16 protein-coding genes are annotated in these 16,360 nt (G+C 58.2%); 10 read left to right on the forward strand and 6 right to left on the reverse strand.

The features are described from left to right. Window positions 1–12 precede the first annotated feature (12 nt). The 8 genes from mutL to ABJM11_RS03390 all read left to right on the forward strand — a co-directional run bounded on the left by mutL (window position 13) and on the right by ABJM11_RS03390 (window position 9,596). Window positions 13–1,920 (forward strand): DNA mismatch repair endonuclease MutL, encoded by a 1,908-nt coding sequence (mutL, locus tag ABJM11_RS03355; RefSeq protein WP_348295808.1) that lies wholly within the window; start codon window positions 13–15, stop codon window positions 1,918–1,920. Window positions 1,921–1,927: 7 nt separating this feature from the next. Next, window positions 1,928–2,971 (forward strand): tRNA (adenosine(37)-N6)-dimethylallyltransferase MiaA, encoded by a 1,044-nt coding sequence (miaA, locus tag ABJM11_RS03360; RefSeq protein ID WP_348295807.1) that lies wholly within the window; start codon window positions 1,928–1,930, stop codon window positions 2,969–2,971. 40 nt (window positions 2,972–3,011) lie between these two features. Continuing rightward, window positions 3,012–3,260 (forward strand): RNA chaperone Hfq, encoded by a 249-nt coding sequence (gene hfq / locus ABJM11_RS03365; protein ID WP_007154829.1) that lies wholly within the window; start codon window positions 3,012–3,014, stop codon window positions 3,258–3,260. Between the two features lie 143 nt (window positions 3,261–3,403). Next, a complete protein-coding gene (hflX, locus tag ABJM11_RS03370) occupies window positions 3,404–4,702 on the forward strand; it encodes a ribosome rescue GTPase HflX (RefSeq protein ID WP_348295806.1) in 1,299 nt (432 codons plus the stop codon). A gap of 78 nt (window positions 4,703–4,780) precedes the next feature. Further along, entirely contained in the window at window positions 4,781–5,980 is a 1,200-nt protein-coding gene (gene hflK / locus ABJM11_RS03375) for an FtsH protease activity modulator HflK (RefSeq protein ID WP_348295805.1), read from the forward strand. Window positions 5,981–5,982: 2 nt separating this feature from the next. Further along, window positions 5,983–6,858, forward strand: coding sequence for a protease modulator HflC (hflC, locus tag ABJM11_RS03380; protein ID WP_348295849.1), 876 nt, complete (start codon window positions 5,983–5,985; stop codon window positions 6,856–6,858). 178 nt (window positions 6,859–7,036) lie between these two features. Beyond that, entirely contained in the window at window positions 7,037–8,218 is a 1,182-nt protein-coding gene (locus tag ABJM11_RS03385) for an ATP phosphoribosyltransferase regulatory subunit (protein ID WP_348295804.1), read from the forward strand. An 82-nt stretch (window positions 8,219–8,300) separates the two neighbouring features. Then, window positions 8,301–9,596, forward strand: coding sequence for an adenylosuccinate synthase (locus ABJM11_RS03390; RefSeq protein WP_348295803.1), 1,296 nt, complete (start codon window positions 8,301–8,303; stop codon window positions 9,594–9,596). A gap of 25 nt (window positions 9,597–9,621) precedes the next feature. Here ABJM11_RS03390 and cmoB read toward each other — a convergent pair whose 3' ends face one another. The 5 genes from cmoB to ABJM11_RS03415 are packed head-to-tail and all read right to left on the reverse strand — an operon-like array spanning window position 9,622 to window position 13,215. Continuing rightward, a complete protein-coding gene (cmoB, locus tag ABJM11_RS03395) occupies window positions 9,622–10,617 on the reverse strand; it encodes a tRNA 5-methoxyuridine(34)/uridine 5-oxyacetic acid(34) synthase CmoB (protein ID WP_348295802.1) in 996 nt (331 codons plus the stop codon). A gap of 11 nt (window positions 10,618–10,628) precedes the next feature. Further along, window positions 10,629–11,384: a carboxy-S-adenosyl-L-methionine synthase CmoA gene (gene cmoA / locus ABJM11_RS03400; protein WP_348295801.1), complete on the reverse strand. Its 756-nt coding sequence runs from the start codon at window positions 11,382–11,384 to the stop codon at window positions 10,629–10,631. After that, a complete protein-coding gene (locus tag ABJM11_RS03405) occupies window positions 11,377–11,748 on the reverse strand; it encodes a kinase (protein ID WP_348295800.1) in 372 nt (123 codons plus the stop codon). Before ABJM11_RS03405 ends, cmoA begins: the two co-directional genes overlap by 8 nt. A 33-nt stretch (window positions 11,749–11,781) precedes the next feature. Beyond that, window positions 11,782–12,783: a serine/threonine protein kinase gene (locus ABJM11_RS03410; RefSeq protein ID WP_348295799.1), complete on the reverse strand. Its 1,002-nt coding sequence runs from the start codon at window positions 12,781–12,783 to the stop codon at window positions 11,782–11,784. Between the two features lie 9 nt (window positions 12,784–12,792). Next, entirely contained in the window at window positions 12,793–13,215 is a 423-nt protein-coding gene (locus ABJM11_RS03415; RefSeq protein WP_348295798.1) for a hypothetical protein, read from the reverse strand. Window positions 13,216–13,342: 127 nt separating this feature from the next. Between ABJM11_RS03415 and ABJM11_RS03420 the strand changes: the two genes are divergently transcribed. Next, window positions 13,343–14,443 carry an NAD(P)/FAD-dependent oxidoreductase gene (locus ABJM11_RS03420; RefSeq protein WP_348295797.1) on the forward strand — a complete coding sequence of 367 codons (1,101 nt, stop codon included), beginning with the start codon at window positions 13,343–13,345 and terminating at the stop codon, window positions 14,441–14,443. Window positions 14,444–14,454: 11 nt separating this feature from the next. On the opposite strand, the gene ABJM11_RS03425 is transcribed toward ABJM11_RS03420, so the two are convergent. Continuing rightward, the gene (locus tag ABJM11_RS03425; protein ID WP_348461492.1) at window positions 14,455–15,204 is read right to left on the reverse strand and encodes a ComF family protein; all 750 of its coding nucleotides are present in this window, start codon (window positions 15,202–15,204) and stop codon (window positions 14,455–14,457) included. A gap of 79 nt (window positions 15,205–15,283) precedes the next feature. Here ABJM11_RS03425 and bioB point away from each other — a divergent pair, with 79 nt between their 5' ends. Next, a complete protein-coding gene (gene bioB, locus ABJM11_RS03430) occupies window positions 15,284–16,354 on the forward strand; it encodes a biotin synthase BioB (protein ID WP_348295795.1) in 1,071 nt (356 codons plus the stop codon). Window positions 16,355–16,360: the final 6 nt, after the last annotated feature.

Raw genomic sequence — 16,360 nt, forward strand, 5'->3', positions numbered from 1 at the left:
TGTTCCGGTAGCATGCCCTCCATTCGATTACTGACCCCGCGCCTGGCAAACCAGATTGCTGCCGGCGAGGTGGTTGAGCGTCCGGCTTCGGTCGTCAAGGAACTGGTAGAAAACGCGCTCGACGCCGGTGCCCGGCGGGTGGATATCGAGATCGAGCAGGGGGGCGTGAAACTCATCCGGGTTCGCGATGACGGCAGCGGCATCGACGAGTCGGATCTGCCTCTGGCGCTCAGCCGGCACGCAACCAGCAAGATCGAGAATCTTGATGATCTTGAAGCTGTTGCTTCCCTTGGGTTCCGGGGCGAAGCCCTGGCGAGTATCAGTTCGGTCTCCCGGCTTGCATTAACCTCGCGCACAGAGAGCCAGGAGGCCGCCTCCAGGGTGGAAGTGGAAGGGCGTGACATGGACGCCAGCATCTCTCCGGCGGCCCACCCTGTGGGAACAACGGTGGAAGTCCGGGATCTGTTTTTCAATACGCCGGCCCGTCGAAAGTTTCTCCGCACCGAAAAAACTGAATTCAACCATGTTGACGAATGCGTCAGGCGTCAGGCCCTGAGCCGTTTTGATACCGGTTTTACGCTCCGTCACAATCAACGGGTGGTCCAGAGCCTGCGCCCGGCGGAAAATTCTCTGGACCGTGAGCGCCGCATCGGCGCTCTGTGTGGCCAGCAGTTCATCGATAATGCGGTGGTGATTGATGCCGAGGCCACGGGGCTGAAGCTCTGGGGCTGGGTTGCGCTGCCCACTTTCTCCCGCAGCCAGGCGGATCTTCAGTACTTTTTTGTCAACGGCCGGGTGATCCGGGACCGGCTGGTGGCACACGCCGTGCGTCAGGCCTACCGCGACGTGCTTTATAACAACCGCCATCCGGCTTTCGTGCTGTACCTGGAAGTGGACCCTGCCAATGTGGATGTGAACGTTCACCCCACCAAGCATGAGGTACGCTTCCGCGATGGTCGCCTGGTTCACGATTTCATTTTCCGCACACTTCACAAGGCCTTGGCGGATGTGCGGCCGGATGACCACCTGAGGGGCGCGGTGGCCCAGTCCCATGGGCGGGAATCCACCGGCGGCCCGGGCGGCTATGGCACCCAGGTTGCCATGTCTGATGTAAACCCCCCGCCGGCTTCTGGTCCGTTTGCCGGCTCAAACAGTCGGCAGGCTGGTGACTTTACCGGCAGCCAGCGGGCACCACAGCATGAATGGCAGGCCCGTGATCAGATGGCGTTCTATCAGTCCCTGAATCAGGGAGGAGGTGTTGATCGTCAGCCTGCCATGGCTGGTGCCGGAGAGGTGGCGGTGGCGCCGCCGACGCCGCCACAGAGCAGTGGCGACGAACCGCCGCTGGGTTACGCCATTGCCCAGCTGCACGGTATTTATATCCTCGCCCAGAGCCGCCAGGGAATGATTGTGGTTGATATGCATGCGGCTCACGAGCGCATCACCTATGAGCGTATGAAGAGGGCGCTGGAAGCGCAGGACCTGAAAAGCCAGCCGCTTCTGGTGCCCGTCTCCATGGCAGTCAGCCAGAAGGAAGCTGCATTGGCGGAAACCCATGGCGAGGAGCTTTTACAGCTGGGGTTAAGGGTGGAGCGTATAGGTCCTGAAACCCTGGCAGTTCGCCAGGTGCCGGCGTTGTTACGGGGCGCCGACACCGAACAACTGGTGCGGGATGTACTGTCGGACCTGATCGAGAACGGCGAGAGTGACCGTGTTGAAGCTGTTACCCACGAACTGCTTGGCACCATGGCCTGTCATGGCTCGGTGCGGGCAAACCGGGTGCTGACCATTCCCGAAATGAACACCCTGCTGAGGGACATGGAAGCTACGGAGCGAAGCGGTCAGTGCAATCATGGCCGGCCTACCTGGACCGTGGTCACGCTGTCAGAGCTGGACAAGCTGTTCCTGCGGGGGCGCTAACGCCTTTATGACAGCCATCACTGTTGAGGGCGCCAAGCCTCCTGCCATATTTCTGATGGGCCCCACCGCCTCTGGCAAGACCGACCTGGCCATCGAGCTTTGTCGTCGCCTGCCCTGCGATATCATCAGTGTTGACTCGGCGATGATCTACCGGGGCATGGACATCGGTACTGCGAAACCTTCGCCGGCGGAGCTGGCCCGTGCACCTCACCGATTAATCGATATCTGCGACCCCGTGGAGACTTACTCTGCCGCGGATTTTCGTCGAGATGCCCTGAGTGAAATGGCCGATATCACCTCGGCCGGCCGAATTCCTCTGCTGGTGGGTGGCACCATGATGTACTTCAAGGCCTTGCTCCACGGGTTGTCCGATCTGCCGTCCGCTGATCCCGGCATCCGGCGGACACTGGAGCAGGAGGCCCTGGAAAACGGATGGGGCAGTCTGCATGCTGAACTTGAAAACCGGGACCCGGTGGCAGCCAGGCTGATTCACCAGAATAACCGGCAACGCCTGATCCGGGCACTAGAGGTGATTCGCCTCACGGGGCGTCCGATTTCGTCGTTGTGGGAGGACAAGTCACGTAACAATCCAGCCATCGAAGATGCCGGCAGTGGCAGTGTTGAGGATTACACCTATTTCACCCAATGGCAGGCAGACGAAAGGCCGTCTCTTCCGTATACTGTGGTGCAGCTTGCGATGGCTCCCGCCGACAGGCGGGTACTCCATGAAAGAATCAACCTGCGTTTTCAGGCAATGCTGAATGCCGGTTTTCTTGATGAGGTCAGGGCGTTGATGGCCAGGGGCGATCTGCATTCCGGCCTGCCCTCCATGCGTTGTGTCGGCTATCGACAGGCCTGGACCCATCTGGCGGGTGATTGCGATTACAACACCATGATGGAAAAAGGGGCTGCCGCTACCCGGCAGCTTGCCAAACGACAGCTGACCTGGTTGCGGAAATGGTCCGGTTTGGACTGGCTGGACAGTGGCGACAAACTTATGTCAGACACTGCCTTGAAAATTATTGAATTTCGCACCACATTTAAACCTTGAATACGACGATCTGCCTCTACTTATAAACAGGAGAAAACACATGTCAAAAGGGCACTCTCTACAAGACCCTTACCTCAATGCATTACGCAAGGAACGCATTCCGGTTTCCATCTTTCTGGTCAATGGCATCAAGCTTCAGGGCCAGATTGAATCGTTTGACCAGTTCGTGATTTTGCTGAAAAACACTGTCAGCCAGATGGTCTATAAGCACGCTATTTCCACAGTGGTTCCTGCCAGGAATGTTCGCATTCCGCCACAGGCACCAGGTGGGGAAGAGTCTGAGGACTGATTTACCCGGTAAATCCGGTATTACCACCCGCGCTCCCGACGGGCCTGCAAAGGCCCGGAGGGTCGCGGGTGTTTGTTTTTTGCCCGGGTGTGTTGCCGGCGGCGCTGATTGTTACAACCTGACTAATCCGGAGTTTCTGTTACTTGTTTGAACGTCCCGATGTTGGTGAACGGGCTATTCTCGTTCACATTGAGTTTTCCTCCCATGAGGAGTCCGAGGATCTGGGCGAATTCCGCGAACTGGTATGGTCCGCAGGTGTTGAGCCGGTGGGCGTTGTTACCGGCTCCCGGAAGCAGCCCAGCCCAAGGCTGTTTGTAGGTGAGGGTAAGCTGGAAGAGATCCGTGATGCGGTGGCCGCGAACGAAGCCGATGTGGTTCTTTTCAACCATGCCCTGAGCCCGAGTCAGGAGCGTAATATCGAACGGGAGCTTCGGTGTCGTGTTCTTGACCGTACCGGTGTCATCTTGGACATATTTGCCCAACGGGCTCGTACCCATGAGGGTAAGTTGCAGGTAGAGCTGGCCCAGTTGGAACATATGTCTACCCGGCTGATCCGGGGCTGGACGCACCTTGAACGACAGAAAGGCGGTATCGGCCTGCGTGGTCCGGGTGAGACCCAGCTGGAAACAGACCGGCGCCTGCTCAGAGAGCGCATCAAGTCCATCCACCGCAGATTGGAGAAGGTTCGCAAGCAGCGTAATCAGGGCCGCAGGGCCCGCAAGCGCGCAGATATTCCCACGGTTTCGCTGGTGGGGTATACCAATGCGGGCAAATCCACGCTCTTCAACCGGATCACCACGTCCACCGTATACGCCGCAGACCAGCTGTTCGCGACTCTTGACCCCACGCTCAGACGCCTGGAACTTCCGGACATCGGGCCGGTCGTAATGGCCGACACAGTGGGATTCATCCGCCATCTGCCCCACAAGCTGGTTGAAGCCTTCCGCGCCACCCTGGAAGAAACCACCGAGGCATCCATTCTTCTCCATATCATTGACTGCCATGACGATCGCCGCGACGAGAACATGGAGCAGGTGGAAGAGGTTCTGGCGGAAATCGGCGCGGATGAGATCCCGGTGTTGCAGGTGTTCAACAAGATTGATCTGCTGGACAATTTCGAGCCCCGTATTGAGCGTAATGAAGATGGAATACCGGTGCGGGTCTGGGTTTCAGCGGTCACCGGAGCGGGCCTTGACGGGCTGTTCGATACGATTGTAGAGCGGCTTGCCGAAGATGTGGTTCACCATTTCGTGGTGCTGGGCCCGGCTGATGGCAAGCTCCGCGCGCTTTTACACCAGGCAGGTTCGGTGCTCAGCGAGGAGCACCGCGAGGATGGCGACTCGATCATCGAAGTACGCCTCCAGTACCGGGACTGGTTGCAGCTATTGAGTCGGGCCGGGGTTCAGGAAAAAGACGTAAAGCTTGAAGAACAACGTATATAGGCAGGCTGTGCTATTGCCGGGGCGATTATAAATCCCTAGTATTTGCAGCCATCAGACTCGTTTGGAACGGAGAAAACTATGGCCTGGAATGAACCGGGTGGAAACCGCAATGACAATGACCCCTGGGGAACCGGTGGTGGTCGTGGCGGCAATGATCAGGGGCCACCAGACCTCGACGAGGCGCTGAGAAAGGGCCTCGACAAGCTTAACAAGCTGCTGGGTGGCAAGGGCAAGAAGTCCGGCGGCAACGGCGGCGGCTCGTCTTCCGGCGGCAGCGGTGGTGGTTTTGGCGCCATTCTTGCGCTTGCAGCGATCATTTTCGTTGGATATGTGATTTTTCAGTCCTTCTATACGGTGAATGAACAGGAGCGGGCGGTTGTGCTGCGCTTCGGTGAGTTCAGTCGTACCGAACCACCCGGTTTGCGTTTCAAGGTTCCGTTGATCGACAGCGTGAACCTGGTAAGAGTAACCAACGTGCGGAATGCGGAATCCACCGGGCAGATGCTGACACAGGATGAGAATCTCGTGTCCGTGGATCTGCAGGTGCAATATCGGGTTGGTGATGCCAGAGCCTATGTGCTCAACGTCCGTGATTCCAACCAGGCGCTGGCATTTGCGACCGACAGCGCTCTGCGCCACGAAGTGGGTAGTTCGACCCTTGACGATGTGTTGACCGAGGGGCGTGCCGAACTGGCCGTTCGCGTCGAGCAGCGTCTCCAGACCTTCCTGGAAGAGTATGGCACCGGCCTGTCTATCGTGCGGGTAAACGTCGAGAGTACACAGCCACCCGATGCGGTCCAGGATGCCTTCCGGGAAGTTCAGCGTGCACGGGAAGACGAGCAGCAGCTCAAAGAAGAAGCGGAAACCTATCGCAATAAAGTTGTCCCCGAAGCTCGTGGCCGGGCGCAGCGCCTGACCGAAGAGGCAGCGGCCTACAAGGAGGAGGTAATCGAACGGGCTCGAGGTGAAACATCACGCTTCCTGGCGGTACTTGGCGTATACGAAACAGCGCCTGAAGTGACGCGTGAGCGCATGTATATTCAGGCACTTGAAGGAGTTCTATCGCGAACCAGCAAGGTTCTGGTTGACACGGAGAGCAGCGATAACATGATGTATCTGCCCCTGGACAGGCTGACCAACCGCTCTGGTACAGGTGCCGGCAACCAGAACAGTTCCGGAAGCTCTGGCAACAGTGACATCGACATCAAGACACTGTCAGATCAAGTTATTCAGGAGCTGCGTGGCAGGCAGGATTCTGGCGTTCGGAGGAGTAGATAATGATGGGACCCAAAAGTATTGTGGGCCTTGCAGGCGCCCTGATCGTCGTACTTGTCGCGCTCTCCAGTGTATACATCATCCCGGAAACCCACCGGGGCGTGTTGCTGAGATTTGGCGAGCTGATCGAAACTGACATTCCGGCAGGACTTCATTTCAAGGTGCCGGTGATTGATCAGGTGCGTGAATTTGATATCCGGCTGCTGACAACGGATTTGCCCTCGCGTCAGTACCTGACCATCGAGAAGAAGCCGCTGGATGTCGATTCCTACATCGCCTGGAAAATCCGGGATGTTGATCAGTTCTATCGTGCCACTGGTGGTGATGAATATCGGGCGTCAGAACTACTGATGTCCCGGGTGGATAACGGTCTACGTGACGAATTCGGTGTGCGTACCATGGTTGAGGTGGTTTCCGGTCAGCGTGACGAACTGATGATCGAGCTGACGAAACGGGTGAACGAAACGGCGCAGAAGGAATTCGGCATCCAGGTAGTCGATATCCGCGTCAAGGCCATTGAGTTCCCGGGACAGGTGAGCCAGAACGTATATCGTCGCATGGCTACTGAACGTGAGAAGCTCGCGCAGGAATTTCGTTCCCGCGGTCGCGAACTCGCTGAAGGTATTCGCGCCGATGCGGATCGTCAACGTACTGTGATACTGGCTGAGGCGTTCGCCAACGCGGAAGAGATGCGTGGTGAGGGTGATGCTCAGGCGGCGCAGATCTATGCCGATGCTTACGGCTCGGACAGCGATTTCTACAGCTTCTATCGCAGCCTCGAAGCCTACCAGAATACGTTTGCGAACGAGGAGGACATCATGGTGATAGACACCGACAGCGAATTCCTCAGGTTCCTGAAGGACCCACAAGGAAGTCGCTGAACGGCGCTACGGTGATGACAAAACCGGAATACCGAGGTATTCCGGTTTTTTTGTGCCTGCCAACAGTGTAAAATTCTGCCGGTTTTGGTTCGGGTTTTTATTCTTGTACCAAACATCGCCCTAAATCCTGTGTACTCCCGGGGCTTTTTCTCCGGGGCAGAACGGACAATCGAATCTCATGACAGTATCTGATCGCTGGCTGCTGCCGGATGGCGTCGAAGACATTCTTCCGCCACTGGCTGGACAGATCGAATCCCTGCGCCGGGATGTAATGGATACCTGCCAGCACTGGGGTTACCAGCTGGTTATCCCACCATTGATCGAGTACCTGGAATCACTGTTCACGGGCACCGGGCATGATCTGGAACTCCAGACCTTCAAGCTGACTGATCAACTGACCGGCCGAATGATGGGGCTCAGGGCAGACATGACCCCTCAGGCCGCCCGGATTGACGCCCACACACTCGGCCAGGAGGGCATTACCCGGCTCTGTTATGCCGGCCATGTCCTGCACACCCGCCCACGCCATATGCTGACCGGGCGCACCCCGATCCAGGCCGGGTGTGAACTGTTTGGCAGTGGTTCTGAATCGGCGGATATGGAAGTGATCAGTCTGATGCTGGAAACACTGCGGGTGTCCGGTCTGCCACGGGTCCACCTGGACCTGGCTCATGTGGCCATCTACGAGACGCTGGTGGGAGAAGCAGGATTCGACCGCGATACCGGAGCGGCCATCTTCGATGCCATGGCCAGGAAATCGGTACCTGAGCTGGATGAACTTCTGGGTGATTGTGCCCCGGGCTCTGCCGGGAGCATGCTGAGGGAGTTGGCACGGGTCAGTGGCGGCCGGGAAGCGCTGTCCGAAGCCAGGCGCATTCTTGAGGGTGCGCCGAAGCCGCTGGTTCAGGCCCTTGAGCAGTTGGAGCGGGTAGCCGAAATGCTGGCCGGGAACTACCCGGAGGTGAGCTTCGGTTTCGATTTCTGCGAACTTCGCGGTTACAACTACCATACCGGGCTGGTCTTTGCGGCTTATGTGCCCGGTCATGGTGATGCGGTTGCCAAAGGTGGCCGTTACGATTCCATCGGTAGTGATTTTGGCCGCGCTCGTCCGGCTACCGGGTTCAGCCTGGATATTCGTGCCCTGGTGTCGCTGGGTCAGCGCGCACGGTCGGTGGGTCGGGCGATCTGGGCGCCAGCGGAGCAGGACCCCGCTCTCGGCGGTGTCATATCCGGGTTGCGGATGACGGAAGTCGTTGTGCGGGCTATGCCGGAGGACGAAGGCGTTGATCCGCGCTCCCGTAATTGCGACCGGATTCTGGTAAAGCGTGACGACCAGTGGGTCGTAGAGCAGCTGGGCTGATACCAACGGGTACCGAGCCACTCATTTACAGGTAAAACTGCGGGTACTCCGTCGACCGGCGAAGCCGCACTGAGAGAGAGTCATGGGCAAAAACGTTGTAGTGCTGGGCACCCAATGGGGTGACGAAGGAAAAGGCAAGATTGTTGACCTGCTGACCGATAAGGTCGCGGCCGTGGTGCGTTTTCAGGGCGGGCACAACGCCGGCCACACCCTGGTCATTGAAGGCAAGAAAACCGCCCTTCACCTGATCCCCTCCGGCATTCTGAGAAAAGATGTCCAGTGCCTGATTGGCAACGGGGTCGTGCTCTCTCCGGAAGCGTTGCTTAAGGAAGTCCGGGAGCTTGAGAGCAACGGCGTTGCTGTGCGTGACCGCCTCAAGATCAGCCTGGCGTGCCCCGTTATCCTCAAAACCCACGTTCGTATTGATCAGGCCAGAGAGCGGGCCAGGGGCGTGGACAAGATTGGCACGACCGGTCGTGGCATCGGCCCGGCCTACGAAGACAAGGTTTCCCGTCGTGGCGTTCGTGTTGGCGACCTGTGCAATCCGCAAAGCTTCAAAGAAAAGCTTCAGGAAATAATGTCTTACCACAATTTTGTGCTGACCGAGTATTTCCGCGAAGAGCCGGAGGATATTGACCAGGCGTTTGCCGAACTCATGTCCATGGGAGAAGAGATTCTGCCGATGTCTGCGGACGTGACGGATATCCTCCACGATCTGCGCAAGCGTGGTGAGCATATCCTGTTCGAGGGTGCCCAGGGCTCACTGCTGGACATCGATCTGGGTACTTACCCGTATGTGACGTCCTCAAACACCACAGCTGGTGGCACCGCGACCGGAACCGGCTTCGGTCCGCTGTTCCTGGATTACGTGTTGGGTATCACCAAAGCCTACACCACACGTGTTGGCTCAGGCCCGTTCCCGACCGAGTTGTTTGACGATATGGGGCAGCACCTGGCGGTGAAGGGTAATGAAATCGGCACTACCACGGGTCGTTCCCGGCGTTGTGGCTGGTTTGACGCCGTGGCGCTGCGCCACGCCATCCAGATCAACAGCGTTTCGGGTATCTGTCTTACCAAGCTGGATGTGCTGGATGGCATGGATACCGTCAAGGTATGCATCGGCTACAAGACGCCAAAGGGTGAAATCACCCGTCCCCCCATCGGCTGTGATACCTATAAGGATATCGAGCCACTGTTTGCGGAGCTGCCGGGTTGGCAGGAAAGCACGGTAGGGCTTACAGCCCTGGACCAGCTACCGGAGAATGCCAAGGCCTATATCCGGTTCCTTGAGGAGCAGATCGAAGCACCCATCGATATTATCTCCACCGGGCCTGACCGGATCGAAACCATCATTCTCCGCCACCCTTTCGGCGAGTAAGCCGTCAGGGTTGGCGCGGCCGGCTTCAGGGTTTGTCCGCGATAACCGTTGCTCTTTTGGGGCCTGGATAACCTTCGACAGTTCGGGTCGGGTCGTCCGGGTCCAGAAAGTCCTTCAGCGACTGGAAACGCATCCAGTCCGTGCTGCGTTGCTCTTCAGTGGTGGTTTCGGTCACGTCTACCACCCGGGCATTGCGAAAACCGGTCCGGTCCAGCCATCGTAGCAGTGTGTCGCAACTGGGCAGAAACCATACATTCCGCATCTGGCCGTAACGGTCTTCCGGCATCAGGCTGTACCCTTCCGGCCCCTCCGTAATCAGTGTCTCAAGCACCAGTTCTCCACCCGGGCGGAGTGTGTCTTTCAGTTCCAGGAGATGGTCCAGTGGCGAGCGGCGATGGTAGAGCACGCCCATTGAAAAAGTGGTGTCAAATGCCTCCAGTTTTGCCGGCAGGTCTTCCATGCGCACCGGCAGCAGATCAATACGCTGTTCGGTTCCGGCGTAGCGTTTGACGCTCAGGAACTGGAACAGGAACAGCAACCCGGGGTCTATGCCAATAACCCGACCTGCGCCTTCTCCCAGCATTCGCCAGCAGTGGTAGCCGGAACCGCAGCCCACATCCAGTATCTGACGACCGCTGAGGTCCGACAGGTAGGGTGCAACCCGCTCCCATTTCCAGTCTGACCGCCACTCGGTATCGATGTAGGTGCCAAAGAACTCAAAGGGCCCCTTGCGCCATGGCATCAGCCCGCGAAGCCCCTCTTCAAGCTGCTCAGCCGCGTCTGCCGGAAGTGGCTGTTCCGTGCTCAGAGTAATGGCCGACCGGTTGAAATCCGCCGTCACTGAAGAGACGTCGGGTAATGTAGCCAGCGCCTGCATCCAGCGTGCGACATCACCGTGAGGGTTCTCATCAAAGCGTTTGTGAAGTTGCTGCTGTAGCAGCGAGCGCCAGCGTTTGAGGCCACGGCTGTCAAGGTCATCAAACAGTGGGGCAAAGCACCCCTGCCAGTCGAAAGTCGTCATGAAGGCTCCGTTCAGGGCGATTTGATGGCGAGCATGGAGACAAAATTGAAGCACTGATACCAGACCAGTACCTGATCGAAGCCTGCTTTTATCAGACGTTGACGATGGCCTGCCAGAGTTTCGGGAATCAGAACCTGCTCCAGGGCGGATCGCTTCTGGCTGATCTCCAGGTCGGAATAGCCGTTGGCCCGCTTGAACTCGTGGTGTAGTTGTGTCTGTATGGCCTGCTCCGCTTCGGATTCAAAGCGGATTTTTTCGGAGAGAATCAGCGCCCCGCCGGGGAGGGTGGCATCGGCAATACGTGTCATCAGTTCTTCACGCCGTTCGGGGGCAACGAACTGCAAGGTGAAATTCAGTGTAGTAACTGAGGCATCGCCGAGAAACGTGTCCAGAATGTCTTCGCAGCGCAGGTTGACTGGTAACGGGTGATCGTCAAGGGCGATGTAGTGCTCGCAGCGTTCGATCATGGCGGCGGAGTTATCCACACCGGTCAGGGTGCAGTCACGGTCGCCAATGCCGTGTCGCATCGCCAGGGTGGAGGCGCCCAGTGAACAGCCCAGATCGTAGCAGTGGCTGCCGGGGCGGGCATATTGCTCGGTAATGACTTCGATCATCGGGATGATGGTGGTATAGCCAGGGACAGAGCGGCGGATCATGTCCGGGAAAACCCTTGCTACGGACGCATCGAAACGGAAATCTTCTGTTTCACGTTCGCGGGCAAACAGCTGGTCCAGGGCCTGCCCCGGCTTTCGGTTCCGGTCACTCATTATCCGCCGGCTCCTGCTTTTCCTGCCCTGGCCGGTTCTCCATTGCCGCAGATCCGCGGCTACAGCGAACGCCCCGGTTCTTGTAATCGACGAGAATACCGCGGAAATCGGGGTCCACGTCAGCGGCGATGGCCAGATAACCCTGTTCGCAGACGGCGTGAAGCTCCGACGACTTGGGCGACATGCGGAACTCTTCATCCGGCGTAATGTGAACGGCCTCGAATTCACCGACGGGCACGTGATCCTTGTTGTCGGAGTGATCAATCTTGCCGCTTGCCTCCAGTACGAGAACGGTGGCGATCATGGTGCCAATGGCTGTCGCAATCAGGCTGCGTACCGTGAATCTGGCCTCACTCTGGCTCATCAGGAAGTCTCCGGTGTGTCGGTTTTTCCGGCCTCAATACTGGCCGGGAACATTAATGGAAGGGGCTTGCAGTGCCGCGAGTTGTTCACGCAGGGACAGGATCTGGTCGGACCAGAAACGGGGTTGGGCAAACCATGGGAAGAAGCGCGGGAAGGCGGGATCGTCCCAGCGCTTGGCCAGCCAGGTGCAGTGAGAAATCTGGCGATAACAGCGCAGGGGTTCAATAAGGTGTCTCTCCCGGCGGTTGAAGTCCCGGAACATTTCATAGCCTTCAAGTAATTCGCCAAACTGCTGGCCCCGTTCAATGTCATCTCCGTTCAGCAGCAGCCAGAGGTCCTGGATGGCCGGGCCGGTGCGACAATCGTCCAGATCGACAAACAGCATCTGTTCCTCACGGCAGAGGATATTGCCACCATGACAATCACCGTGCAGTCTCAGGGAATGCACGTCTCCGGCATCATCAATCCGCCGGGCGCAATGGTCCACCAGATCGGGGATCAGTGAATCCCAGGCCGGGCGAAGGTCATCGGGCACCCAGCGGTTGTCGGTAAGGAAGCGGTTGTTCTCCTCAATGCCGGAGAGCACGGACATCACGGGGCGGTGGCTGAAGCTGGCGGTATCACCAATATTGTGAAGCTGGCCCAGCCATTGGCCAAGACGGTAGAGCGTGTCAGTTACACTGGTATCCGGTGCCTGCCCGCCCCTCTGCGGGAAAACCGCGAACAGGAATTCACCACAGCGGCCCAGGGTGTCGCCGGATGGTATGACCATGGGTGCCACAACCGGAATGTCGGCGGCCAGCAGTTGCGCGGTAAATTCGTGTTCCTCGCGGATCTGCGCCTCACTCCAGCGCCCCGGACGGTAGAATTTCGTAATCACGGGGGGCTTGTCTTCAATGCCGATCTGATAGACGCGGTTTTCATAGCTGTTAAGGGCAAACAGCCGGCCATTAACGATGAACCCTGCCTCTTCCATGGCATCAAGAATCTTGTCCGGTTTGAGGGTGTCGTATGGATGGCTGGAGGTCTCGGTCATAAATAAATGTTAGCGTCTCGAACTTTGTTGGGCCTGCATTGCTGCAAGGTGGTACCAGTTTTCGTCCAGTTCCCAGCGAACCCGGTCCACGCCGGAAGCATTGAGAACAATATCGCCGGCCCGGGCCTGGACCTGGGCCAGCTCACGTTCGGCACGTTGCCAGTCCCGGTGGTTGTCGCCCAGGTTGCGCATACTCGGGAAAATGGTGCTCAGTGCCTCGTGGGTCGATGTTTTGTGTGAGCGAAGAGAACTCATAATGGCGGTGCTCCCCTCCACCCTCAATACCCGGTGCTGGTAGGGATAGTTGGCCACCATATTGTCGGCCTTCAGGTCCTGATTGAGGCTGATTACCTCAAAGCCACGCCAGCCAAGCCAGCCAACAAATATGGCCGCAACCATCATTACAATTATAAACTGCTTCCTGTCAGACATTGCTTCCTGCTCCGTGCACTTGTTTTCTGGGGCAAGTATAACGTTTCAGCGCCTTCATCGTAATGCGATTCCGGCAAACTCCCACACACAGGCAAGGGTAATTCGAACGTTGGTGACAGAGAGGGAAATGCTTCGGGCCGATACGGTCGTGATAGGTGCCGGTATCGTCGGCCTTGCCGTGGCCCGACAACTGGCCCTGCAGGGCTTGGAGGTTCTGGTTCTGGAGGGCAATGAGCGTTTCGGGGAAGGGGTATCCTCCCGTAACAGCGAGGTTATTCATGCCGGCATCTACTATCCGGAGGACTCCAGCAAGGCAAGGTTGTGCGTTCGTGGCCGGCAACTGCTGTATGAGTATTGTCAGCAGCGACGGATTGATCACCGTAAAACCGGTAAATGGATTGTCGCCCGGGGGGCGGAGCAACAGGAAAAGCTCGTAACTATAGCCCGGCAGGCTGAGCGCAATGGTGTGTTGCTGGAGAGCGTGGGCCACGTCGCGCTGCGGGCGAAGCTGCCAGAGGTGTCTGCCAATGAAGCACTGTACTCCCCGGAAACCGGTATTGTGGATAGCCATGGGGTAATGCTTGCATTACTGGGGGATCTTGAAGACTGCGGCGGCCAGCTTGTCTGTCACGCCCCCGTAGAAGGTGCCGCCACTATTGGAGGCCAGCATCGCCTGCGGGTAGGCGGTCAGGCGCCATGCGAGCTGGTCGCCCGGCAGGTGGTGAATGCAGCCGGCCTGACCTCGGTTGCTCTGGCGTCTGACTGGGACGGTATGCCCCAGTCGCTTGTGCCGCAACAGTGGCTTGCCCGTGGTGTTTATTTCAGCTATGCCGGTCGACACCCGTTTCGTTCGCTGATCTATCCGGTGCCCGAGCCAGGCGGCCTGGGTGTTCATCTGACTCTGGATCTGGGCGGCCAGGCGCGATTCGGGCCGGATGTGGAGTGGATAGAGCAGATTGATTTTTCGGTGGATCCTGGCAGGGTACGGTCGTTTGCCGAGAGTGTCCGCCAGTGGTGGCCTGAGTTGGACGAAACCCGTCTGCAGCCTGCCTATGCCGGTATCCGCCCCAAACTGGTGGGCCCCGATGGCGGATTTTCCGATTTCCGAATCGACGGCGAGGCAGATCATGGCATTGCAGGGCTGGTTCACCTGTTTGGCATTGAATCCCCCGGCTTGACCTCGGCTCTGGCGATTGCTGAGGAAGTGGCCAAGAAACTCGGCGGCTGATACTCATCGGGCTACCCCGGTGTTCTCGCCAGTGCCCAGATCTGAACCTCCACCGCGCCAGCGTCACGAAGCGCTTCGGTCAGGCTCCGCGCCGTAGCCCCGGTGGTTACCACATCGTCAATAATCGCTATCCTTGCGGGTGGTTTGCGTCTCACCTGATAGATCCCCCGCAGGTTGGCCAGCCGTTCTTCCCGGTTCAGGCCCCGTTGGGGGCGGGTTCGACGGCTCCGGATAACGAGATCGGCAGTCCAGGGTATGCCTGTACGTCTGCTGAGTTGTTCGGCAATGTCGGCTGCCTGGTTGAACCCCCGTTTCCGGCGACGGGCCGGATGCATCGGGCTCGCTACCAGCAGATCCGGGCGTTGATCGGGAGCGGCTTCGAGAATCGATACAAGGTGGCCTGCAAAGTCGTGAATCAGCGGCCTTGCGAACGCTCGCTGGCCGTTGTATTTGTAGCGCTGGATCATGCCGTCGATCGGAAAACGATAGCGCCAGGGCGCGACAACCCGGCTGAACGGCGGTAAATCCTGCAGGCATTGGCCGCAAAGCGCTTCGTTTCCTGCGAATGCCAGGGGCAGGGCGCAGCAGCGACAATGCCAGTGGTTGGCAGGCAAGTCCTGGCGACAGGGAGTACAGAGCCCGAAATGGGCATCGGCAGCCAGGCAGGCGACACACTGGCCGCCGCCGGAAGGCAGAAGGCGTTGGATATTCCGTAGACAGCCGTGAATCCGTTCTCTGTTGTTAACCTTTTGTGGTGACAAGGTTGACAGCGATCTCAGTCCCTTTATCATCTGTTCCATCCGTAAACCAGAATCCCGGTAAAGTTAACAGGACTGAATCATGACTGCCACCGCTCCCTCCTCGTCACCCCGCCACGACTGGACCATGCAGGAAGCCCGCGCGCTGTTCGGGCTACCGTTCAACGATCTGATCTTCCGCGCCCAGAGCGTTCACCGTGAGCATTTCGATCCCAACGAGGTGCAGATCAGTACGCTGCTGTCGATCAAGACCGGTGCCTGCCCGGAGGATTGCAAATACTGCCCCCAGAGTGGTCACTACAACACCGGTCTGGAAAAGGAAAAGTTACTGGAAATTGAAAAGGTGGTAGCCGAAGCGAAGGCAGCCAAATCGAAAGGGGCTTCCCGTTTCTGCATGGGTGCGGCCTGGCGCAGCCCATCGAAGAAGGACATGGGTTACGTTGTGGATATGGTGCGGCAGGTGAAATCCCTGGGCCTGGAAACCTGTATGACCCTGGGTATGCTGAAGCAGGAACAGGCCGATGAACTGGCAAGTGCCGGGCTTGATTACTACAACCACAACCTGGATACGTCCGAGAAATACTATAGCCACATCATCACTACCCGTACCTACCAGGACCGTCTGGATACCCTGGAGAACGTTCGCAACGCTGGTATGAAGGTCTGTTGTGGCGGCATTGTCGGCATGGGGGAAGACCCGGACGACCGTGTGGGCCTGCTGGTCCAACTGGCGAACCTGCCCCATCATCCGGAGAGTGTGCCGGTGAACATGCTGGTAAAGGTGGCTGGTACACCGATGGAAGACGTGGACGACCTGGACCCGTTTGACTTCATTCGCACTATTGCGGTCGCCCGCATAATGATGCCCGCTTCCCACGTGCGGCTGTCCGCCGGAAGGGAGAACATGAACGAGCAGATGCAGTCGCTGTGCTTCCTGGCAGGTGCCAACTCGATTTTCTACGGTGAGAAGCTGCTGACCACCGCCAATCCGGAAGCCGATGCCGACCGTGAGTTATTCAACCGCCTCGGCATTCGCCCTGAGGTACGCGAGCAGGCCTGCTCGGAAGACGAGGCTGAGGAAGCCATTGCAGAGGCCGTCGAATACGAGCAGACCCGTCACATGTTCTACGATGCCACACGTGAATCGGCATAGGCTGCT

The organism is Marinobacter sp. (genome assembly GCF_039977835.1).
Taxonomy (GTDB): Bacteria; Pseudomonadota; Gammaproteobacteria; order Pseudomonadales; family Oleiphilaceae; genus Marinobacter.

Bases quoted from the DNA above. Each gene is read 5' to 3' on its own strand.
- hflK (WP_348295805.1), top strand. From the start codon at position 4,781: ATGGCCTGGAATGAACCGGGTGGAAACCGCAATGACAATGACCCCTGG.
- hflC (WP_348295849.1), top strand. From the start codon at position 5,983: ATGGGACCCAAAAGTATTGTGGGCCTTGCAGGCGCCCTGATCGTCGTA.
- ABJM11_RS03420 (WP_348295797.1), top strand. From the start codon at position 13,343: ATGCTTCGGGCCGATACGGTCGTGATAGGTGCCGGTATCGTCGGCCTT.
- cmoB (WP_348295802.1), bottom strand. From the start codon at position 10,617: ATGACGACTTTCGACTGGCAGGGGTGCTTTGCCCCACTGTTTGATGAC.
- bioB (WP_348295795.1), top strand. From the start codon at position 15,284: ATGACTGCCACCGCTCCCTCCTCGTCACCCCGCCACGACTGGACCATG.
- mutL (WP_348295808.1), top strand. From the start codon at position 13: ATGCCCTCCATTCGATTACTGACCCCGCGCCTGGCAAACCAGATTGCT.
- cmoA (WP_348295801.1), bottom strand. From the start codon at position 11,384: ATGAGTGACCGGAACCGAAAGCCGGGGCAGGCCCTGGACCAGCTGTTT.
- miaA (WP_348295807.1), top strand. From the start codon at position 1,928: ATGACAGCCATCACTGTTGAGGGCGCCAAGCCTCCTGCCATATTTCTG.
- ABJM11_RS03415 (WP_348295798.1), bottom strand. From the start codon at position 13,215: ATGTCTGACAGGAAGCAGTTTATAATTGTAATGATGGTTGCGGCCATA.
- ABJM11_RS03410 (WP_348295799.1), bottom strand. From the start codon at position 12,783: ATGACCGAGACCTCCAGCCATCCATACGACACCCTCAAACCGGACAAG.
- ABJM11_RS03385 (WP_348295804.1), top strand. From the start codon at position 7,037: ATGACAGTATCTGATCGCTGGCTGCTGCCGGATGGCGTCGAAGACATT.
- ABJM11_RS03390 (WP_348295803.1), top strand. From the start codon at position 8,301: ATGGGCAAAAACGTTGTAGTGCTGGGCACCCAATGGGGTGACGAAGGA.
- ABJM11_RS03405 (WP_348295800.1), bottom strand. From the start codon at position 11,748: ATGAGCCAGAGTGAGGCCAGATTCACGGTACGCAGCCTGATTGCGACA.
- hfq (WP_007154829.1), top strand. From the start codon at position 3,012: ATGTCAAAAGGGCACTCTCTACAAGACCCTTACCTCAATGCATTACGC.